The following is a 22267-nucleotide window of genomic DNA, read 5'->3' on the forward strand; positions in this document are numbered from 1 at the left end:
GGAGGGTATAGAAATGAGCTATTTAGCAGTCATTGACTTGGGTTCAAATTCGACCCGCATGGTTGTTGAAGAACTACAAGCAGATGGTACTTTCGCTGAGCTAAAGCGTCGTAAGTTAGACACGCGTTTAGCTGAGGGGATGGACAATAACGCGGGTGAACTGACAGAAGTCGCGATGATCCGCGTGATTGATGCTTTGATTGAATTCCAAGCAGATTACCAAACCTATGAAGATATTACGGTCGTTGGAATTGCAACGGCGGCCGTCCGCGAAGCAACCAACCAAGCTGACTTCTTGGACCAAGTCTATCGAGCAGTCGGTGTTGAAGTTCGTGTCTTAACCGGTGACCAAGAAGCCTATTACGATTATTTAGGGGCAGTATCAGCCTTGGATATTAGTGATGCGTGGTTATTGGATACTGGTGGTGCCAGTGTTGAGTTGGTAGGCATTGAAGAACGGATGGCCGCTAATTTTATTAGCTTGCCATTTGGTGCGGTTAACCTGTCGGAAAAATTCCAATTAAATGGTGCCGGGGTAGTTGATCCATTGTTGATTACTAAAGCTAGTCAATATGTATCTGATCAATACGACCATTTACCATGGTTAGAGGACGAGACGACATTGCCAATTATTTTGTTGGGTGGCGCAAATCGTTCACTGGCCCGTTTGGATCGCTTGCGCCATGGTTTGCCGGCCGATTCAAATTTCCACGGCTATGAAATGACAACGGAATCAGTGCTAAAGACATTTAATGAAATGGCCAACATGACCTATGAAGAACGGGCGGCCGCTTTAGGTACAGAAGCTAACCGGGCAGATATTATTATCAGCGGCTTATTGCCACTAGTTGAGTTAATCTCACGCACTAGTGCTGACAAAGTTATTTTCTCAGCTTCAGGCGTTCGTGAAGGGTTACTCCAAGAGTATCGCATGACACTGTAAAAAATGATTAATTAAGACCACCGCATAATTGTGGTGTTTTTTTTTCGGATGGTGGTTGGGGGCGTGACTTCGCCAGAGATTTGACTGGGTAAACTCCGCCGGCACGAGCACCGGCTAGCACCCAAATAATTGTGCTAAGGGTCTACTAGCTCCCAGCGCCTTATCTAACCGGCGGGCGGCCTAACTTGTGAGTTCACCCAGACAAATCGCTACGTCACGCCCCCAACCACCATGCCAGCAGCTGAGATGTATCTATCATGATTTGGTTGTCATCCCTAAGTTAGATTCGTATGTGATTTACGAGGACTGAATTAGGCGTGTTTTGAATACTTAATCATTAGAGAATTACCAGATTATTCTGACTAAGAGAGGCGGAATTTTACGCCAGCTGAAGTCTTCTTCGTTTTCTCCGTCAGTCAGTTGCAAGTTTTTCAACAAAGGCGTAGGATGCCAGATAGCAAGGCGTTCTATGATGTCTAGGCTTTTCAAAGTGGCGCCAAATCTGTTACTCGTGCGCTAGCACGACACATACAAAAAAATGCCAAAAAAACCGCCGGCTCGTTGGCCCGCGGTAACTTTCACAATGCTTGGCGACACATCGTGAGGGAAGCGCTAATTCGCCACCCTTTATTCAATTGTCATGGACCACCCCAGAGGTCTAATCTGCAGTTTTAGACGTCTGTCGCTAGGGTTTGGTCGCAACCAAATCTGTCTTCTCCATCTCTACCGCATCCACAGCTATCTGTTTAAAAAGCAAACCGTGTCGGGAGCAGCCTTCGAACTCTGTACAGGCTTACATCCAAATTGGATTATCGTACGTCCTCGAAGTAACCGATGCTAATGACCGCAAGAGATGTCAAATCATGACTAAAGTGTTTATCTCTTAAATTGATACGTTTTGTTATCTTGCGTCATTACTGTGACACGCCCGCATGGATGTCGGTAGGTAGAGAGATGATAGAGGTTGAAATGAATTCTTCCTGCAATTCAATTACCTGCCTTTCCTTTGGTACATGATTATAATAACACCCGCCGTAAGCGCTTGCAATTAAAAACCCTTGGCTATTTTGTGACGAATTGCAGCGGATGGAGAATGTTCCGCAATTCGGGTTTCGCGCGGTATAATGAAGGTACTATTAATAAATTCGGAGACGCGCCATGCTTAGTGAACTAAAATCAGAAATTTTACATGAGGTTATCTTGCGCCGTCCAGACGACAGTCACAAAGGAAATTTTGGCCGGGTGCTGTTAATTGGCGGTAACATTCAATATGGTGGGGCTATTTTGATGGCCACACAGGCGACAGTTGGATCAGGTGCTGGTTTGACAACCGTGGCCACGGATTTAATTAACTTAACAGCATTGCGTTCTCGTACACCGGAAGCGATGTTCGTGGATTGGCGTAATGATGAGCAATTGACAACAGCCATTCAAACGAACGATGTGATTTTGATTGGGCCTGGCTTAGGCGCGGATGAATTTGCGACGCAACTGGTGCGTAAGGTGTTGACTTCAGTTAACAAGGACCAAATTTTAATCGCTGACGGATCGGCATTAACGGTGATGGCCGAGCACAATCTGACATTTCCACGCGATACTTTCACAGTTGCAACACCACATCAAATGGAGTGGGCTCGCTTGAGTGGTGTCCAGCTCAATTACCAAGATAATCACCAGTTGAATGAAGTCCAACGACAGATTTTAAACCTAAACGTCTTGGTACTTAAGCAACACCATACACTCATTTATACCGAGACTGAGCAAAAGCAACTTCAAATTGGTGGGGCTTACCAGGCGACCGGGGGAATGGGTGATGTGTTGGCTGGAATTGTGGCTGGTTTTGCAGGTCAATTCAAAGCTAATACGACTAAAGCCGTTGAGGCGGCGGTATACGCGCATTCAGCTATTGCCCAAGAGATGGCCGGACACAGTTATGTGGTGAAGCCGACATTTATTGCGGATTCTTTGCCAAACTACATGGCACGCATTCAATCTAACTTGTAGACAAAAAAATACCGTCACTCGCAACTGAGTGGCGGTATTTTGATTAACCGATTGAAATTACTTGTGACGAGCCTCAATTTCGTGGTTTATCTTGTTAACTTCTTCGTCAGTCAATGGGTACTTCATGATGACCAAGATGGCAAGTACAGCCATGATAACTGACAATCAGATCATTGACCATTGCAATCCCATCAAAACGGCAGCAGATTGAACCTGCTTAGTACCATCGAAGCCAGTAGCGGCGTTGATGTAACCACGAATGATACTACCCAAAGCCAAACCAATCTTGAAGAACTAGACCATGATGGCGTTGATGATACCAGCAACACGCTTACCAGAAGTGTATTCACTGTATGAGACAACTTCAGGAACCAACGACCACATGAATCCAGTGGGTGAAGTCAATCCTCATTTTTGCAAGAAACGTCCGATGTAACCCAAAACAATGTTTTCAGGTGACTTCGTCCAAATCCACAAGACAATTGATCCGACCATGTAGACGCCGTGAACCTTGAACCATGCACCAGCAGATTGTGCTGATGAGTAGTCACCCAAGTTCATTTGGATACCGAACATCCCAATATCCTTTGATGAACGGTCAACAGATGTTGCCAATTGCACGAAGATAGGTAAGCATGTGTAAACCAACAGGTTTGCAATGTTAGCTAACGTCATACGAACCGTTGTTAACTTGGCAATTTCATCGTTATCAGGTGTCAATGATGCATTCAAGGCACCGTATGGGATGTTAACGAACGAGTAAACCACGGCTGTTGCCATATATGATAAGAAGGCATATGGCACCTTGAAAGCAGGGAATCATTGACCAACTGGTAAGAAAAAGCAGGCAGCCAAGATAATTAGCGGAATACCGAAGCTACGAAGGTATGGTAAGTACTTACCGCCCTTAGGGTATGACTTATCGACTGTGGCACCAACCCAAGGATCCCCCACAACGTTGATCCAACGAACGACCAAGAAAAAAGTGGCACCAGCTGCAGATGAAATACCGTTAACAGTTGTTAGGAAGAATAGCAAGAAACCACCAACAGTACCGAAAACCAAGTTTTGGGCAAAGTCACCCAAACCATAGGAAATACGGCCGGTCCATCAATGTTAACTTAGCGAATTTGTCCTTTTAAGAGATTGCGTATTTGCATTCATAAGAACAAACGCCTCAAAATATAGAAATGTAATTGCTTAATGCATGATCATAATATCACTAAAAAATACGAAAAAGCCGGAATTTACAAAGCGTTCACATTTTAGCTGTTCTATGGTGAAAATAAGACTGTCAAAAGGGAAGTTGACCGGGTAAATCATGATTAAGTTCTGCAAAGATTCGCAAAATGGCGTATAATTACACCAATATGACAGTGGAGGTCAATGAGATATGACAACGCAATGGCGTGCAGAAGCATTGAAGTATGAAGATGCATTGTTAACTGACTTGAAGGAAATGTTGGCCATCAAGTCAGTTCGTGATGATGAGGCAGCGACTGAGGACGCACCTTTGGGACCTGGCCCTAAGGAAGCTTTGCTAAAGTTCGAAGAATTCGCAAAGCGTGACGGTTTCCGTGTTGGCAACTACAAGAACTTGGTTGCCTATGCAGAATTGGGACCCGAAGACGCTGAGGAAACAGTTGCCATTATTGGTCACTTGGATGTTATGCCAGCTGGTGACGGTTGGACAAAGGATCCATGGTCACCAGTTATCGAAGACGGCCGTTTGTATGCGCGTGGTGCATCAGACGACAAGGGACCTTCATTTACGGCTTACTACGCAATGAAGATGATCAAGGACTTGAACTTGGATTTGAAGCGCAAGCTAGTTTTGGTGATGGGAATTGATGAAGAGTCTGACTGGACTGGTATGGATGACTTCTTCGAGGAGTACGGTATGCCAACGATGGGCTTCTCACCTGATGCTGAATTCCCAATTATCAACGGTGAGAAGGGTAACGTTTCAATCGTAACGCGCTTTGCTGGTACGCAAGGTGGTTCATTGAAGTTGGTGTCATTCTCAGCTGGTTCACGTCCAAACATGGTGCCTGGAACTGCTATTGCCGTCGTTGAGGCTGCAGATACTGCTGCTTTGGTTTCAGATATGGATGCTTACTTGGCCGCTGAAAAGCGTGTTAAGGGAGAATCTAAGATTGATGGTAACCAAGTGACATTTACTTTCTATGGTAAGCAAGTTCACGGTGCGATGCCTGAAACTGGTGAAAACGCGGGTACTTACTTGGCTAACTTCTTGCAAGATCAAGACTTTGGTGGCAACGCTAAGGGCTTCTTGACGTTCTTGGGAACGCAATTACACGATGACACGGTTGCTGAGAAGATTGGTGCAAAGACGCACGACGATTTGATGCACGACTTGTCAATGAACATTGGTATCCAACGCTTTACTGATGGCGAAGATGGCTTCGTAAATGCTAACTTCCGTTACCCACAAAACACAACGGCTGAAGAAATTGAAGGTCACGTAGCGGCATCATTGCCTGCTGGTTTTGATGCAACGGCCAAGCAAGAAGGTCACGCACAAGTGCCTCACTACGTACCTGGTGATGATCCGCTTGTTAAGACGTTGTTACAAGTTTATCGTGAGCAAACAGGTTTGCCAGCAGGTGAGCAAGTTATCGGTGGTGGTACGTTTGGACGTTTGTTGAAGCGTGGTGTTGCCTTTGGAGCAATGTTCGAAGGTGTGCCCGACACGATGCACCAAGCTGACGAATTCTACCCAGTATCAGATTTGACACGTGCGATGGCTATTTTCGGACAATCAATGTACGAATTGGCTAACGTTGAAGATTAATAACAATAAAAACCGCAATGACGACAAATCATTGCGGTTTTTATTGTTATTCAAAAATTAATGACTAATAATGTCACGTTCACGGTCAGCTTGACGTCGGCGAATTGTGTAGTAGGCAATAATCCAAGAAGCCAAAGCAACTGAAAATGTTGTGATTGCAACCGGGCCCCAGTTCATTTGGTAAGTACTAGGTGGCAACATGTCGTCAGCCATTTGCCCAGCGCGAACAGCCACCTCATGAATTGATGTGGCTGCTGTGGTCAGCGTAACCGATTGTTCAGGTTGTGCGGCATTGCTGTTTACGGTGGCTACCTGTTGATTTGTAGCTTGACTAGTTGTGACTGTCGTTGGTGCAGTGACCGAAGCGCGCTGTGTAGTGGCGCTTGGCGTTCGATAAGTTGTGGCAGTCCGTGCGTCAGACGTTTTACTAGTCGTGACCTTTTACGTTTGTGTAACGGATTGGTCAGTAATGGGTTGGGCCGGTGTTTCTGAAGTTGTCACCTTATTAGCCGAGTCGGTTTCAGTTGGTGTTGTGGCTTGCCCAACTGACTCTGACAAAACGACTTCACTGGCCTTGTTACTATCAGAAGTGTTGCTTTCAGTGGGTGTTTCGATAACAGGGGGCACATAATCGGTAGTTGTTTCTTCAGGTAATACAACCGGTGTGTTGGGTACGCACGCTTCTAACGTTTCTGGTATAGCAGTTTTTCCGCTAGCTGTGCTGGTTTCTTCTTCAGATTTAACTGATGCTGGTAAGGCAATGGGTGTGGCTGGCGTTGGTTCATCTATCGTTGGTGTACTTGTCGCAGAGTCTGCGGTATCGTCATTAACGATGCTGACGGATGTTGACACTGTTGCGGGGGTTTCCGTGTCATCAGCAAACACAGGGGTAGTGAATAAAACGCTAGCCAATAAAATAGATGCTGTTAACAAACTTGATTTTTGAATTGCCATGTCACAATTGCCTTACTTTCTAAACGAGATATTACCTTAAAATAGTACTCTTTTCTTCCTTATTTGTGAGCGAAATACACAAGCTTCGTGCAAACTGTTCACAATAAATTCACAAATTAAGCGCGTTACGTTTTGAAGTTCGGTTTAAGGCGCGATATGTTACAATTATGTAACAATGAAAACGATGGTATCGGAGGAAATAATGATGCAAACTAAGAAAATGATAACGACGACGTTGCTAGCAACTGCCTTGTTGGGGGCTTCAACGGTGACTGCGACCGTTCTGGTGCAACCCAACGTTGTGCAAGCAGCGATAACAACGAATGTGCAAACACGAGCCTTATCAAAGTCGTATGTTGTTTATGGGGCTGGGGCCTCAGATCAAAGTGCTCTTGCAACAACGCTTGGTGTAACAGACAGCTATGAAAAACTAACCACAACCGGGGCTGACGCCTCGTACATTGGCCTTTCGGGAGTGGCAGATAGTGCGATGATTAGTTCTGTTGCCATTGCACCGGCTGAGCCTGGTACAGGGACACTGGTAAACATTAAGAACTTTGATGGTAAGGATAATATTACGCAAGTGACCTCACAACAGTATGCGATGGCAGCCACGATGGCCGGTGTAAAAGATGTGATTATTACGGTAACAGCCAACCAACAAGTTTCTGGGCAAGCAGCCTTGGCTGGTGTTTATAAAGCTTTGGATACAGATGGGATTGCGCTGAACGAACAAAATACGTCTGCAGCTAATAACATGCTAGCCGCTACAACGGATGCCGTGAATGATAACAAAGACGATAAGGCCTACCCAGGTAAGTTAACGTCAGCGGTAACGAACACAGCTAGCGAACTGGCTGAGAAAAAGCAAGACGGGCAAAACATTACAATTAATATTGCAGTTGATCAATTAAATATTAACTTGGATAAGCAAGGTATTGCCGAAAAGACGTCGGATACGGCGGTACAAACAATGGCGCAAGCGTTGGTAGGGGTTGCAGACGCACCTATTTCTGACTCATCTTCCTTCGTTGATAATGCTAAGAGTCTATCAAATAAGCTTGAAAACTCAGCTGGAGATGCGATGGCTAAGGCGAAGGATTTTGCGAATTCAGAGGATGTTAAGCAAGCTGCTAATTGGTTCGTCACGAACATTTGGAATCCAATTGTTAACTTTTTCAAGGGTTTATTGAATAAGTAATGATTTTTGTCAGACTTCACACTATCTTCGAAACTTTTGTACACGTCAACAACTTACAACTCGTATAATAATGGCAGAAAGATAGATGGGGAGGAGACGTGAATGAGTGCGGTCGTGATTTTTGATAGTCACTACAGGCATACTGAAAAATGTGCCCGCTGGATTGCGAATGAGTTGCAGGTTAGTTTGTATCGCCTAGATGGAATCGGCACGTTGGATTTAACGACGTACGATACGATTGTTTTTGGTGGCCCAGTATTTCATGGTCGCGTTAAAATTTCTAACCTAGTCAATACACGGAATCCGGCACTGTATGATAAGCATATTTTGCTGTTCACGGTGGGCCTCCATCTGATTGATGCGACTTATTTCAAACATATTTGTATTGATAATTTTAATTACCTTGTCCAACAGTGTGCTGATTTCTTTCAGCTACGGAGTGCGACAAACCATGACAAAATGGGGCGTTGGCATCGACTATCGGTGTGGTGGATTAAAAAGATTGGTCGCGCGATTGCGGAAGAACACGTGAAAGAATTAGAGGAAATGCCAACAAATCAAATTGATTTAGTGGGTCGTTATCGTCAATTAGTGCAATCGATTATCGATCGGGTTTGCTCTTATGAACAACAAGCTTCATTAGAATAATTAACCTAAAAAGGACTAGTGCAGAGATTTTTGGGCTAGTCCGTTTGGGTTAAAGCGGGTAACCTGACCAGTGTGCGTACATGGTATGATAGAACAGTTGGTTGTGCTGGCAGAGAATACCATGACTGACTGTGATAATGGGGACTAGAAAGTTTGGAGGGATGGACCATGGATCAATTACGATTGACACAATTAAGCCCAGTGACAATTACAAGTTATGCCACGATCGATTCAACCAATACTGCTGCAAAACGGTTGATTGATAATACACAATTAAAGACGCCAGTAGCGATTGTGGCAGATGAGCAAACGGCAGGGTATGGCCGGCATGGTCGACAGTATTTTTCGCCAGATCAAGTTGGTGTTTATCTAACTTTGGTTTGGCTAGTGGCTGATAGTCGAACGCTCAACCCTGGTCAGGTGACAACAAGCGTGGCGGTGGCAGCTGCCACTGCATTGTCAGTTGAATTGGGTGTACATGTTGGCATTAAATGGGTCAATGATTTGTACTATCAACATAAAAAGGTGGCCGGTATTTTAGTTGAATCGGTCGGTAATCATTTGATTATTGGCATCGGTTTGAATATTAATCCAACCGATTATCCGGCTGACATCCAAGCAAAGGCCGGTGCGTTAACTGATCAACAAGTTGATCGGGAACAGCTGGTGGCATCGTTATTAAATTATTTCGTTCGCTATTTTTCGTTAGATGCCCGTGATGTGATGCGCGACTATCGCAAATTATCACTCGTAATTGGTCAACAGGTTGAGCTGGTTGTTGGTAAGCAAACCATCCAAGGGCGTGTTCAAGATGTGCTGGATGATGGTGGGTTGTTGGTGCAAACAACCGCTGGCCCACAAACTTTCTATTCCGGTGAAATCACGAAATTAAATATGACAGGATGGACTATTTCATGAAAACACGACAGCTTGTGCTAGCAGCTGTTTTTGCAGCAATGATTGCGGTATTGGCACCTTTGTCAGTTCCAACGGGGGTTGTGCCGTTAACCCTACAAACGATGATTGTGCCGTTGGTTGCATCGGTGACATTGCTACCAATTTCGTTGTCAGCTGTGGCAGTTTACTTATTGCTAGGCGTGGTCGGGATGCCTGTATTTGCAGGCTGGACCTCTGGTGTTGGTATCGTTATTGGGCCAACGGGTGGTTACCTTATCGGCATGCTTTTGTTCCCGCTTATTATTGGGTGGGGAATCAAGTTGAGTGCCAAGTGGTATGCGTTGACAGCGTGGAACTTAATTGCGGCGTTTTTGCAGTTGGTATTCGGCACGGTTTGGCTGGCAGTAGCGGCTAAGATGCCATTGGCGAATGCAATGGCTACCGGATTGGTGGCTTTCATCGTGCCAACTTTAATCAAGGTTGTCATTGTCATTGCTTTGGCGATGATGATTGGCCGGGTGATGCGTCTCCCAATCGGTAAGGAATATTAACGTTTTACCCCGAATTAAGCCAACTTAAGTTCGGGGTTTTATAATGGAAATAATTAAGTTTAAAGAGAGTCGTTAAAACCCATGAATCGTAAAGTATTTGTGCTAACTGGAAATACCGGTACTGGCAAAACCACTGTTGCAAATTACCTCAATGAATTCTTTGAAATGCCAAAAGTTATTACACACACAACTCGAGCACCAAGAGAAGGTGAAGTTGATCAAGTTGATTATTATTTTGAAACTGAAGCAAGTTTTAAACAAAATCATTACCTAGAGAGTGTGACGTATTCAAATTATCACTACGGGTCATCCCATGAAGGATTAGCTAGGGCGTGGGAGAAGAATCCATTCATTACCATTGTGTTGGATACGGCTGGCGCAATTACATATGCGCAAGAATTGGGTGACGAGGCGGTTATTATTTATCTCACTGTTAGCGAAGAAAATGATTTGTTAACGCGTTTAGAAAAGCGTGGGGATGATGTAACTGCGGTTAAGGAGCGTTTAGCCAGTCAAGAATATCAACGCGATGCTGCATTGCCTGATGCGTTACGCGGCGTTGCCCACGTCGTGATTAATGATGATTGGGAAACCACCAAAGAAGAGATCAATCAAATTGTTAAGCAGGTTGTCCAAGAATAATTGGCCACGATAGGAGGAGTATTATGGCATATCGAACACCACCCGTTATCACGCCGGTTGCACTAGTTTCAATTATTTTGGCGTTAAGTGCAGCTAACGCAATTGTTAATGTTTCAACGAACACATCGAATGGTGCAAAAATTTCTTCAAGCATTGTGTCATCATCGACATCAACAAGTGCGCCGGCTAAGTCTGAAGAGAGTAAGTCCGCTGGCACTGCTGAAACATCGACGAGTCAAGTCGACAGTGATAGTCAGACAGACTCGTCTGCCACAACAGAGTCGGATCGTAAACAAGAGGAGTCGTCATCAGCAAGTACGGCATCGACAAATAAAGATACGACTGATAGTCGGGTGAGTTCGTCGAGCGAAACGAGTCGTCCGGCAAGCAGTTCAAGTGCCGTCACGTCGAGTGCTTCAAGTGCTTCAAGTGCCCCGGCCTCAAGCGCAACGAGTTCGTCTACGGCTAGTTCAACTGCGCCAGCAACGACACCATCGACAGCGAACGGAGGTGCAACAAACTAATGCTGACTATTTTAGATTTGTTAAACCACTACCTGGGGTTCTTTAATGTTAATACCAGGTGGAAAGGGCAAGTATATTCACTTTTGGCCACAGCGGGAGACTTTTATGTCTTGTACTTGGGCGTAAAGCACATTGAAAATGGGGCCTACCTTCGTGGGGCGGTATTGATGCTAGCCTTCATTGTGATTGCCTATTTTGCGGTTCTGAATATGGTGTACTACTATACGAAGAAAACGGTGAAGTGGGATATTTCACCAAAGATTGAAAAGGTTTTAGGTGGCCGGCCTGATGAAGAAAGTCAGACTACTAAAGCAGCAATGCCTTATGTACCAGCAACCGGATTATACGCCAAAGAAAATGTGCTACCAGCAACGGCAATTTCTGACGCTGATATGCAAGCAGAATTAACGAAAGTTGCCGAGCAGTTACAAGCTAGTGGGATGTTCCAACAAGACTATAACGGCATTTCAGAGACTGATCAGTTAGCCTATTTGGCGGCTGGTAACGAGGTCATCTATGCTAATCATCCGGGGACACCATTGCCATACTTCCGATTGGAGAATGAGCGTGGTGGCTTGGCCGTTTACGGCGGCTTGAACGAGATGTTTGCGCAGCGCGTTGCTAGGATTAAAACGGTTGGCCTGCAACCAGTTGAGTTAGCCCTCGAAAATTATGATTTGTTTATTGCATCGGCGGTAATTACGGGTGGTGTTGGTCATACACGTGGTCGCGTAAACCTACAAGAAACAACGACGCCTTATCAACTAGCCGTTGAGCTAGCTTATAAGCAAAGGTGAGTCTGTCAGGTGATTGTCAAGAAACCTGACAAGATAATTGACACTAGTCTTATTTACAGACTATTATTAAACATAGCGACCCGTCACGAAAAATCGCGACGGGTTATTTTATATTGAATGATGATTTTTGAGACAATTGTCAATAAGGAGGAACACCATTATGTCGATGATCGAATTTAAGGACGTCGAAAAGTACTATGGCGATTTTCACGCTTTGAAGGATATTAACCTTGACGTGGAAGCTGGTGAAACGGTCGTTTTGCTTGGCCCATCTGGTTCAGGAAAATCAACGTTGATTCGCACCGTAAATGGTTTGGAGCCTGTTCAAGAAGGCCAATTAATTGTTAACGGTCAAGACTTGGCTAACCCACAAACTGACATGAACCGTACGCGTAAGAATGTTGGCATGGTTTTCCAACACTTTAACTTGTATGCGAACAAGACGGTTTTGGAAAACATTATGTTGGCCCCACGTTTGGTATTGAAGCGTGATGAAGCAGAAAACAAGAAGATTGCAATGGAATTGTTGGAGCGAGTTGGTCTTGCTGACAAGGCTGACAAGATGCCTTCAACGCTTTCAGGTGGGCAACAACAACGTATTGCGATTGCGCGTTCATTGGCAATGAAGCCAAAGGCCTTATTGTTTGATGAACCAACGTCAGCTTTGGACCCAGAAATGGTTAACGACGTCTTGAAGATTATGCGCGAAATCGCGGCGGATTCAAGTATGACAATGTTGGTTGTGACACACGAAATGGGCTTTGCTAAGCAAGTTGCCGATCGTGTTATTTTTATGGCAGATGGTCAAATTTTGGAAGATTCTCCTACTGAAGAATTCTTTTCAAATCCTAAGGAGCCACGTGCACGTCAATTCTTGTCACAAATCATTCACTAGGAGGTGCGGAGTATGAGTCGCAAGTTTAAGCGTACTTGGCGTGCGGTGCTTGCTAGTGCCACCGTCGCTTTACTAGCAGGGAGTGTGGTTGCCACCCCGGTGCATGCCAGCGATAAGAAAAACGAAGCTTACAATCGTATCATGAAGTCAGATAAGATGGTCTGGGGTGTTAAGGGTGATACGAAGTTAATGGGCTTGATGAATATAAAGACTGGTAAGTTGGAAGGCTTCGATGTTGATATGGCGAAGCAAATTACGAAGCGTGTTAATCCAAAAGCGAAGGTTGAATTGACGCAAATTACATCTGGAACGCGTATTCCGATGTTGTTGAACGGTAATATCGATGCGATTATTGCTACGATGTCAATTACGCCAGATCGTGAGAAGGTTGTTGATTTTTCAAAGCCTTACTTTAATGCTGGGCAAGCTATCTTGGTTAAGAAGGGTATTGGCATTAAGGATATCTACGATTTGAACAAGCCGGGAGCTCGTATTTTGGCCGTTGCTGGTTCGACGTCAGCGGTGGTTGTTAAGAAGTTCGCGCCTAAGGCTAAGGTTGTTGCTTTGTCTGATTATGCAACTGCTTTAACAGCATTAAAGGCTGGTCAAGGAGATGCATTGACGACTGATAACGGTATCTTGTATGGTATGGCGGCCGGCTCGAAGAGTTTGGAAGTTGTCGGTGGTCCCTTTACTAAGGAACCATATGGCGTTGCTATGGATGAAAACAACCCTAAGTTAGTCAAGGCTGTTAATAAGGCGATTGATGATATCAAATCAGACGGTACTTACGCCAAGCTAGCCAAGAAGTGGTTCGCTGGTGTTAAGGGAATGGATTGGAAGGAGTTGGCTAAGTAATGTTGTCATTATTTCAAACACACGCTCATGACTTCCTAGCTGGATTTGGTTGGACAATCGCCTCGTCAGTGCTGGCATTGATTGGTTCACTGATTCTAGGAACTGTTTTTGCTTTGATGGAAGTTGTGCCAAATAAGGCGGCCAATATTATTGGGCGTATTTATATTGAAGTACTTCGTAATATTCCATTGTTGGTTATTACGATGTTCTTCTATGTGGTAATTGCAAACGTTGTAAAAATTAGCGGGTTTGCAGCTGGAACGTTGGGACTAACGCTATATACGTCAGCCTTTATTGCTGAGACAGTGCGCGCGGGAATTAACGCCGTGCCACATGGTCAATTGGAGGGTGCACTTTCTAATGGATTGTCTTGGTGGCAAGGAATGCGTTACGTGGTATTGCCACAGGCGTTTAAGCTAGTTATCCCGCCACTTGGAAACCAATTTATTAATTTGATTAAGAACTCATCAGTGCTAGCTTTCGTGGCTGGCATGGATTTGATGTACCAAGCAAATATGATTTCGCAAGAAACATTTGATACGTTTGGGCCATTTATCATCGTTGCTATCTTCTATTTGATTTTGACGATGCCAATGAGTTACTACATGCGCTACTTGGAAACCAAGTTGAATAAGGAGAGATAATCATGGCAGAATTCTTATCAGCGTTCTCATGGATTAACATCCGCTTCTTGTTGATGGGACTATGGGTCACTATCGAAGTAGCGGTTGTCTCGGTCATTTTGAGTTTTATTATTGGTTCATTACTTGGTGTTATCCGTTACGTCAAGATCCCATATCTATCAAGCATTGTTGGTTTTATCATTGACATGATTCGTAACCTACCACTATTGTTGATTATCTTCTTTACGTACTTTGCATTGCCAAAGATTGGCATTCACTTGGGCGTTATGACGTCAACGATTTTCGCATTGACGATTTTTGAGTCAGCGATGTTGGCAGAAGTTATTCGATCAGGAATTGTCGCCGTACCAAAGGGGCAATTAGAAGGTGCTTTGTCGAACGGATTGAGCTTTAAGCAAGCCTTGTGGCACATTATTTTGCCACAGGCTTACAAGAAGATGATTCCACCAATCGTGTCACAATTTGTGTCATTGATTAAGGATACGTCTTTGGCAACGATTATCATGTTGCCAGAAGTGACATACCGTGCACAAATCATTTATGCCCAAGAGCCAAATGCTATTGTGGCGATGTTCTTTGCGTTGGCCGTATTGTACTTCGCGTTGAATTACGTGATTTCAAAGATTGGTCGTATTTTGGACCGTCGAATGGCAGCTTAATTTAAACTGATTAAACCACCAGTACTTTTGTGCTGGTGGTTTTTTGTTGTATTGGTGTGTGTCGTGCTATCGCACGAACAATGGGGTCGAATCGTATCCTACGCCTTTGTTTAAAAACTCGGCAACCGAATGGCGCGGACGCCATTCAGCGGGGCAAATAATTCCCCTAAAACCTTCAAGGTCTGTGCGGGCTTTTCTGAATAGTGACGGCCATGCCTCGTCGCAACGCGACGACACACAAATCTAGCCCACCGCAAAGAATGAATGCTTTTGTGATACCGAACGTATGTAAACGCAAACAACTTCAAAATTATTAAGAAAATGAGAGTCTCGTGTGATATTAGCTAACAAAGCCTTTTACATTGTAGATATCTCTGTTAAAATGATAAAAGTCTAATAAAAGCTACTAGTTTTGTAAGAAACCAAACGCTTATATCTCATAAGCAACTTGATTCTTTCATATTAGAAGTAGAAAGCAAAATAGTGGGGGAAGGTCATCGCTATGATCAAATATATTCTAAAGCGTCTAGCAATTATCTTGCTGACGCTGGTGCTGGTTATATCAGCGACATTTTTCTTGATGAAGTTGATGCCAGGATCACCATTGGCTAACGCCGAGCGCTTGTCTGAAGCGCAACGAAAGTTGATTGAAGCACAATACGGCTTGGACAAGCCAATCTTCATTCAGTACGTCACATACTTGTGGGATGCCTTGCACTTCGACTTTGGGGTCTCATTCCAATTTGCTAACCAAGAAGTTTCAACGCTGATTGCACAACGTATGGGACCTTCAGCGCAATTGGGTATCCAAGCTTTGATTTTCGGTGTGATTGCCGGAATCGGTTTGGGGTCAGCTGCGGCGGTACGCCGCAACACAAAGACGGATACGGCGTTGTCAATTTTGGCTGTCTTGGGAATTTCAATTCCGTCATTCGTTTTCGCCGCATTGCTCCAATACTGGATTGGCTTGAAGTTGGGTTGGTTGCCAATCGCCGGTTGGAAGGGCTTTGCATCAACTATTTTGCCAACAATTGCTTTGGGGATGAGCCCATTGGCTGTATCAGCACGATTCATTCGAACTGAAATGGTCGATGTTTTGGGGTCTGATTACATTGAATTGGCACGTGCCAAGGGATTGTCAAAACGTGAAATTATTTGGAAGCACGCAATGCGTAATTCATTGATTCCGTTGGTAACGTTGATTGGTCCGATGGCAGTTAACTTGATGACGGGTTCAATCGTTATCGAGCAAATCTTTTCAATTCCTGGAATTGGTAGTCAATTTGTTAGCTCAATCTTGACGAATGATTATCAAATCATCATGGGAACAACAATCGTCTATGCCATGATGTTGATGGTTGTGTTGTTGATTACGGATATTTTGTATGGATTGATTGATCCACGTATCCGTTTGGCTAAGTAAGGAGAAGCGCATGGCTGAACAAGTAAATTTGACGGCAGATGATTTTAAGCTGCTCCCAGCTGATCGTCATGTTGATAACGAAAAAATTATGAAGCCTTCATTGAGCTTCGTAAAAGACGCTTGGCGTCGACTAAAGAAGAACAGAGGTGCCTTTATCTCATTGTGGGTATTGGTTGCTGTGTTCGTTGTTGCTTTTGGTTCAACACCAATTGCAAATTCAAAAGCTACATCTCATCAAGATGTGACATTGCAAAACCTACCACCACGTTTGCCAGGTGTTCTGGGTGATATCCCAGGGTTTACGGGGCACGCCAAGTTAGATGGTGTGAAGATTGACTCATATGACTCAGCGGGTGTTTCAAAGAAGAAGAACTTCTGGTTTGGAACTGACCAATTTGGTCGTGATATCTTCAAGCGTGTGTTGTACGGTACGCGTATCTCATTGCAAGTGGCGTTGATTGCGGCTGCAATGGACTTGGTCTTCGGTGTAACATACGGAATCATTTCCGGCTGGCGCGGTGGTAAAACTGATGTTGTGATGCAACGAATCATCGAAATCATCTCATCAATTCCGAACCTGGTTGTGTTCGTCTTGTTGATTTTGATTTTGAAGCCCGGTATGTTCTCAATTGCTTTGGGAATTGCTATGACATCTTGGACATCAATGGCGCGTTTGATTCGAGCGCAGGTGTTGACGATTAAAGAGCAAGATTACATCTTGGCTGCCCGCACACTGGGCTCGTCAGCATGGCGTATCGGTTTGCGTCACTTGGTGCCAAATTTGAGTTCAACCATTATCGTGCAATTGATGTTCACGATTCCATCAGCAATCTTCTTCGAGGCCCTCTTATCATTTATTGGGTTGGGAATTCCAGTGCCAATGGCATCTTTGGGAACGTTGCTTAACGATGGTCAAAAGGCGCTACAATTCTATCCATATCAATTGATTATTCCAGCCGTAATGTTGGCGGTTATCATGATTGCCTTTAACTTGTTGGGTGATGGATTGCGTGATGCCTTTGATCCTCGTACAAAGGATTAATGAAAGAGAGTTAGCAAATGGCAGAAAAAATTCTTGAGGTTGAAGACCTAAAAATTAATTTCAGGACTTACAACGGTAAGGTGCAAGCCATCCGCGACATTTCATTTGATTTGTACAAGGGTGAGACATTGGCTATCGTTGGTGAGTCTGGGTCAGGTAAGTCTGTTACGACACGTTCACTAATGGGATTGTTGGCCAAGAATGCGGAAGTGGAGCACGGTTCAATCAAGTTCCGTGGCGATGAAATTATCGGTAAGTCAGAAGACCAAATGCAAAAGTTGCGTGGGGCTGAAATTGCGATGATTTTCCAAGACCCAATGACATCATTGGATCCAACGATGAAGATTGGCCAACAAATTGCGGAGCCGCTTATCAAGCACAAGAAGATGAGCAAGAAGAAAGCTTGGGGCGAGGCATTGGAAATGATGAAGCTAGTTGGTATTCCAAATGCTGAGGCTCACATCAATGACTACCCACACCAATTCTCAGGTGGTATGCGTCAACGTATCGTGATTGCAATTGCGATGATTAACCGTCCTGAAGTGTTGATTGCCGATGAGCCAACGACCGCGTTGGACGTGACGATTCAAGCACAAATCTTGGACTTGATGAAGAAGGTTCAAAGGGAAATCAATTCATCAATTATCTTTATTACCCACGATTTGGGTGTGGTGGCCGGTATGGCTGACCGTGTTGCGGTCATGTATGCGGGCCAGATTATTGAAATTGGTACAGTGGATGAAGTGTTTAACTTCCCACAACACCCATATACATGGGGCTTGCTGAATTCAATGCCAACGACAGAGACGGAACGTGGCGAATTGGAAGCAATTCCCGGTACGCCACCAGATTTGTTAGAGCCACCTGTTGGTGATCCGTTTGCGGCGCGTAACAAGTATGCTTTGGCAATCGACGAAGAGCAGAAGCCACCATTCTTCCAATTGTCACCAACACACTTTGCGGCAACGTGGTTGTTGGATGCACGAGCACCAGAAGTTGTGCCACCATTGGAAGTACAAAAGCGTTGGGCCCGTTATCAAGCGGCGCACCCAGATGCTGACCGTAATCAGGCAGTCGCCGTCGACGCAACGGCAGTTCTTGGAACGGAGGACAACAACTAATGGCTGAAGCAAAGAAGAAGTTAGTTGAAATTAAAGGACTTGATATCACTTTTAACAAGGGCCGTAGCAATGAGACGAAAGCCGTTCAAAATGCCACTTTTGATATTTACGAAGGTGAAACGTTTGGGTTGGTTGGTGAGTCAGGTTCAGGTAAGACGACAATTGGGCGTACGATTATGAAGTTGTATGATCCATCTGCCGGTGAGGTATTGTTCGACGGGCAAGATATTGCAAAGTTGAAAAAGAAGAGCGACTTGTCAAACTTCCGACAAAACGTGCAAATGATTTTTCAAGATCCACAAGCATCATTGAATCTCCGTATGAAGGTTAAGGATATTGTTGCCGAGGGAATTGATGTGAACCATTTGGCTAAGTCGGATGCGGAACGCTCACAACGAGTTGAAGACTTGCTTGAAATCGTTGGCTTGAACCGTGACCACTCAAATCGATACCCACACGAATTCTCAGGAGGACAACGGCAACGTATCGGTATTGCACGTGCTTTGGCAGTGCAACCTAAGTTTATTATCGCTGACGAACCGATTTCGGCATTGGACGTTTCTATCCAGGCACAAGTTGTTAACTTGATGAAGCAACTGCAAAAGGATAAGGGCTTAACATACCTATTCATTGCCCACGACTTGTCGATGGTGAAGTACATCTCAGACCGCATTGGGGTGATGCACTGGGGAAAGATGGTGGAAATCGGACCAGCAGATGATGTTTACAATCAACCGTTGCACGATTACACGCGCTCCTTGTTGAGTGCGATTCCAGTACCAGACCCATCAGTTGAAACGGCCCGTGAGCCAATTGTTTATGACCCAACTGATGAGATGGATGGTAGCGACCGTACGATGGTGGAAATCGCACCTGACCACTTTGTTTGGGCGGCGGAAAATGAAATTCAAATGTATCAAGATCGTGCCCGTGAGGCCGGCTTGATTGATTAACCAGTAAAACGATTCGATGACAGCGATCATCGAATCGTTTTTCTTATCCATCAATTAAACATGGAAAACTCATTGAATAGCGGTATAAGTCCTATGGTCGTTCATGGTATACTAAAGAAAGTATTAAATTAAACGGAGTTAGGTTAGGTGAATCACGTGAAAAAGTTGGATGCTTTGCCGGCATTCTTTCAAAATCGGCGCCTTGCTTGGGTTGCCGTTTTAGTTTCATTGATGGCATTGATGGGCGCGATATTAGGGTTCATGGTCAATTGGCTAATTGGATTAGTCTGGTTAGGGTTGATAGTCTTTGCCTTAATCGTCATCTTTAAAACGTTGCAAATTATTGGGGAAGATACCGCGCATTATATTGAAAATTTGTCTTACCGAGTTAATCGGGGTGAACAAGAAGCCATTATTCAAATGCCACTTGGGGTGATTTTGTTTAATGAACAAGCCGAGATTGATTGGGTTAATCCATATTTGCAGAGTTATCTTGGGGAAGAAATCATTGTTGGTCGCACGCTAACAGATGTTTCGGCTAAGCTTGCTGACGTGATTAAGCGTTGGCCTGATGAGGATAAGCGGGTAACCCGCCTAACTTGGTTAGACCGCACTTTTGATGTGCAAGTTCAGCCTGAATTACGGGCGGTCTATTTGCTTGATGCGACGTCATCTGTGCAATTATCCTCAGATTATGAAGCGCACCGTCTCTTTTTGGGAATTGTGTCGCTGGATAATTATGATGAAGTGACTGAAGGCATGAGCGATTCAGATGCATCAGCGTTGCGTACATTCGTAACGAAGACCCTTTCAGATTGGATGTCTGACCATGAGATATATGTACGCCGTTTATCGGCTGATCGTTATATGTTGATTGGTTACCGTAGTGGCCTACGAGCTGCAGAGTCAGATAAGTTTAATGTCCTGACGACAATCCGTGAAGCGACGTCAATGCAAAACGCGCCAATTACGTTGAGTATCGGCATTGCCTATAAAGAAGAGGCGATTAGCGTGTTGGCCGAAAATGCCCAAGCTAATTTGGACTTGGCATTAGGCCGTGGTGGTGATCAGGTTGTGGTCAAGTCACCAACGGAGGATGCCCGCTTCTATGGTGGTAATACTAATCCAATGGCGAAGCGTACGCGTGTTCGAGCGCGTGTGATTTCTCAGGCACTGGCGGATTTGATGACGCAAGCAGATCAAATTTTTATCATGGGTCACAAACGGTCTGATATGGACTCGTTTGGGGCGGCTTTGGGTGTGCGTCGTTTGGCCCAGATGCTAGGAAAGCCAGCATGGGTTGTGTACGAAGAGACTGGTTATGAGCACTCAGATATTCAGTTGTTGTTACATGAGTTAAAGCATGACCCCGCTGACGAGACCGCGATGATGACGCCCAGCCAAGTGATTACCGAAGCGACTGAACGCAGTTTGCTGGTGATGGTGGATCACTCGAAGCCATCAATTTCTGAATCGCAGGATGTGTACAACCATTTGGTCGGTCGAGTGGTGATTATTGATCACCACCGTCGGGGCGAGGAATTCCCTGAAGAGCCACAATTGGTTTACATTGAATCTTATGCATCATCAACGTCAGAATTAGTTACGGAATTGTTTGAGTACCAGCCTCATCGGGCGAAGGGCTTGTCGAAGATTGAATCAACAGCTATGCTAGCTGGTATTCAAGTGGATACAAAGTCCTTTACACTACGTTCTGGTACGCGTACGTTTGACGCGGCTAGTTATCTGCGTTCGGTGGGCGCTGATGGTAAGATGTTACAGGACTTTATGAAAGAAACTGTGTCATCGTATCGTAAGCGGGCCCACTTGATTGAACGAGCAGAGATTCATGACACCGCAGCGATTGTTGTTGGTGAGAATGATGTACCATATGACTCAGTGGTGGCAGCTCAAGCGGCTGACGCATTATTGCAGATGATTGGTATTGAGTCATCATACGTCATTACGCGACGCGATGATAAAATGGTTGCCGTTTCAGCGCGCTCAACTGGGTCAGTTAATGTACAATTAGTAATGGAAGCAATGGGTGGTGGCGGTCACTTAAGTAATGCAGCTACCCAGGTTGCAGACGTCGCAACAAACGATGTTTACAGCCAACTATTGTCGATACTTGAAGCATCAGACGATAGTGAAGCAGAAGAAAATTAATAAAGTAGAGGTCGATAATCATGAAGGTTATTTTCTTAGAAGATGTTAAGGGTCGCGGTAAGAAGGGCGAAGTTAAAGAAGTTCCTGATGGCTATGCGAACAACTTTTTGATTAAAAACAAGAAGGCTGAACCAGCAACAACTGCGAATGTGTCAGCAATGCGTGGCCAAAAGAAGGCTGCTGATCGCGAAGCAGCCGAGGAGAAGGCTGCGGCTGAATCATTGAAGATGAAGTTGGAAGATGATAAGACGGTGGTTGAGTTGAAGGCAAAGGCCGGAACCGACGGTCGTTTGTTTGGGGCCATCTCATCAAAGCAAGTTGTTGAAGCTTTGAACGACCAATTCGGTTTGAAAATCGATAAGCGTAAGATGGATATGAAGGAACCAATTCGTGCCTTGGGCTACCGTAATGTGACGGTGAAGTTGCACCACGACGTTGAAGCCAATATTCGTATCCACACTGACGAATTGTAAGAACCTGTAAAAGCACTGGGCTAAACGGCCTTGGTGCTTTTTTCTTGAAGTTAA

Annotated in this window: 22 protein-coding genes and 1 pseudogene; 20 read left to right on the plus strand and 3 right to left on the minus strand. The window is 44.7% G+C overall.

Translation table 11 applies throughout. The annotated features are described in order from the left end of the window. The first annotated feature begins 13 nt into the window (after window positions 1-13). Both EST42_RS08930 and EST42_RS08935 read left to right on the plus strand, forming a co-directional pair. The gene (locus EST42_RS08930) at window positions 14-943 is read left to right on the plus strand and encodes a Ppx/GppA phosphatase family protein (RefSeq protein ID WP_134645104.1); all 930 of its coding nucleotides are present in this window, start codon (window positions 14-16) and stop codon (window positions 941-943) included. Between the two features lie 1158 nt (window positions 944-2101). Continuing rightward, complete coding sequence (locus tag EST42_RS08935; RefSeq protein WP_134645105.1) at window positions 2102-2947, plus strand: NAD(P)H-hydrate dehydratase; 846 nt, start codon at window positions 2102-2104, stop codon at window positions 2945-2947. Window positions 2948-3004: 57 nt separating this feature from the next. Here EST42_RS08935 and EST42_RS08940 read toward each other — a convergent pair. Further along, window positions 3005-4061, minus strand: a pseudogene (locus EST42_RS08940) (MFS transporter). Between the two features lie 279 nt (window positions 4062-4340). Between EST42_RS08940 and pepV the strand changes: the two are divergent. Beyond that, the gene (pepV, locus tag EST42_RS08945; RefSeq protein WP_134645106.1) at window positions 4341-5762 is read left to right on the plus strand and encodes a dipeptidase PepV; all 1422 of its coding nucleotides are present in this window, start codon (window positions 4341-4343) and stop codon (window positions 5760-5762) included. 57 nt (window positions 5763-5819) lie between these two features. Here the strand turns inward: pepV and EST42_RS10630 are convergent, their stop codons facing one another. Next, a complete protein-coding gene (locus tag EST42_RS10630; RefSeq protein WP_167711216.1) occupies window positions 5820-5996 on the minus strand; it encodes a hypothetical protein in 177 nt (58 codons plus the stop codon). Window positions 5997-6203: 207 nt separating this feature from the next. Beyond that, window positions 6204-6716: a hypothetical protein gene (locus EST42_RS08950; protein ID WP_134645107.1), complete on the minus strand. Its 513-nt coding sequence runs from the start codon at window positions 6714-6716 to the stop codon at window positions 6204-6206. 205 nt (window positions 6717-6921) lie between these two features. Here EST42_RS08950 and EST42_RS08955 point away from each other — a divergent pair, with 205 nt between their 5' ends. The 17 genes from EST42_RS08955 to rplI all read left to right on the plus strand — a co-directional run bounded on the left by EST42_RS08955 (window position 6922) and on the right by rplI (window position 22213). Then, window positions 6922-7917, plus strand: coding sequence for a DUF1002 domain-containing protein (locus tag EST42_RS08955; RefSeq protein ID WP_134645108.1), 996 nt, complete (start codon window positions 6922-6924; stop codon window positions 7915-7917). A gap of 102 nt (window positions 7918-8019) precedes the next feature. After that, window positions 8020-8565 (plus strand): flavodoxin domain-containing protein, encoded by a 546-nt coding sequence (locus EST42_RS08960; protein ID WP_134645109.1) that lies wholly within the window; start codon window positions 8020-8022, stop codon window positions 8563-8565. A 168-nt stretch (window positions 8566-8733) separates the two neighbouring features. Beyond that, a complete protein-coding gene (locus tag EST42_RS08965) occupies window positions 8734-9483 on the plus strand; it encodes a biotin--[acetyl-CoA-carboxylase] ligase (protein WP_134645110.1) in 750 nt (249 codons plus the stop codon). After that, entirely contained in the window at window positions 9480-10013 is a 534-nt protein-coding gene (locus EST42_RS08970; protein ID WP_134645111.1) for a biotin transporter BioY, read from the plus strand. Before EST42_RS08965 ends, EST42_RS08970 begins: the two co-directional genes overlap by 4 nt. A gap of 81 nt (window positions 10014-10094) precedes the next feature. Further along, a complete protein-coding gene (locus EST42_RS08975) occupies window positions 10095-10655 on the plus strand; it encodes a guanylate kinase (RefSeq protein WP_010371558.1) in 561 nt (186 codons plus the stop codon). Window positions 10656-10678: 23 nt separating this feature from the next. Then, window positions 10679-11179, plus strand: a complete 501-nt coding sequence (locus EST42_RS08980) for a hypothetical protein (RefSeq protein ID WP_134645112.1) — start codon at window positions 10679-10681, stop codon at window positions 11177-11179. Further along, window positions 11179-11976, plus strand: a complete 798-nt coding sequence (locus EST42_RS08985; RefSeq protein ID WP_134645113.1) for a DUF6681 family protein — start codon at window positions 11179-11181, stop codon at window positions 11974-11976. Before EST42_RS08980 ends, EST42_RS08985 begins: the two co-directional genes overlap by 1 nt. Window positions 11977-12142: 166 nt before the next feature. Then, window positions 12143-12871, plus strand: a complete 729-nt coding sequence (locus EST42_RS08990; protein ID WP_134645150.1) for an amino acid ABC transporter ATP-binding protein — start codon at window positions 12143-12145, stop codon at window positions 12869-12871. 12 nt (window positions 12872-12883) lie between these two features. Further along, a complete protein-coding gene (locus tag EST42_RS08995) occupies window positions 12884-13729 on the plus strand; it encodes a transporter substrate-binding domain-containing protein (RefSeq protein ID WP_134645114.1) in 846 nt (281 codons plus the stop codon). Beyond that, window positions 13729-14373, plus strand: a complete 645-nt coding sequence (locus tag EST42_RS09000; RefSeq protein WP_134645115.1) for an amino acid ABC transporter permease — start codon at window positions 13729-13731, stop codon at window positions 14371-14373. Before EST42_RS08995 ends, EST42_RS09000 begins: the two co-directional genes overlap by 1 nt. A 2-nt stretch (window positions 14374-14375) precedes the next feature. Beyond that, window positions 14376-15032 carry an amino acid ABC transporter permease gene (locus tag EST42_RS09005; protein WP_134645116.1) on the plus strand — a complete coding sequence of 219 codons (657 nt, stop codon included), beginning with the start codon at window positions 14376-14378 and terminating at the stop codon, window positions 15030-15032. Between the two features lie 502 nt (window positions 15033-15534). Continuing rightward, entirely contained in the window at window positions 15535-16455 is a 921-nt protein-coding gene (locus EST42_RS09010) for an ABC transporter permease (protein WP_010371533.1), read from the plus strand. A 10-nt stretch (window positions 16456-16465) separates the two neighbouring features. After that, window positions 16466-17497: an ABC transporter permease gene (locus EST42_RS09015; protein WP_134645117.1), complete on the plus strand. Its 1032-nt coding sequence runs from the start codon at window positions 16466-16468 to the stop codon at window positions 17495-17497. Window positions 17498-17514: 17 nt separating this feature from the next. Continuing rightward, window positions 17515-18618: an ABC transporter ATP-binding protein gene (locus tag EST42_RS09020; protein ID WP_134645118.1), complete on the plus strand. Its 1104-nt coding sequence runs from the start codon at window positions 17515-17517 to the stop codon at window positions 18616-18618. Then, the gene (locus tag EST42_RS09025; protein ID WP_134645119.1) at window positions 18618-19571 is read left to right on the plus strand and encodes an ABC transporter ATP-binding protein; all 954 of its coding nucleotides are present in this window, start codon (window positions 18618-18620) and stop codon (window positions 19569-19571) included. Before EST42_RS09020 ends, EST42_RS09025 begins: the two co-directional genes overlap by 1 nt. A gap of 156 nt (window positions 19572-19727) precedes the next feature. Further along, complete coding sequence (locus EST42_RS09030; RefSeq protein WP_167711219.1) at window positions 19728-21740, plus strand: DHH family phosphoesterase; 2013 nt, start codon at window positions 19728-19730, stop codon at window positions 21738-21740. Between the two features lie 20 nt (window positions 21741-21760). Further along, window positions 21761-22213, plus strand: a complete 453-nt coding sequence (rplI, locus tag EST42_RS09035; RefSeq protein WP_134645121.1) for a 50S ribosomal protein L9 — start codon at window positions 21761-21763, stop codon at window positions 22211-22213. The last annotated feature ends 54 nt before the right edge of the window (window positions 22214-22267 follow it).

This window comes from Weissella cibaria (assembly GCF_004521965.1).
Taxonomy (GTDB): Bacteria; Bacillota; Bacilli; order Lactobacillales; family Lactobacillaceae; genus Weissella; species Weissella cibaria_A.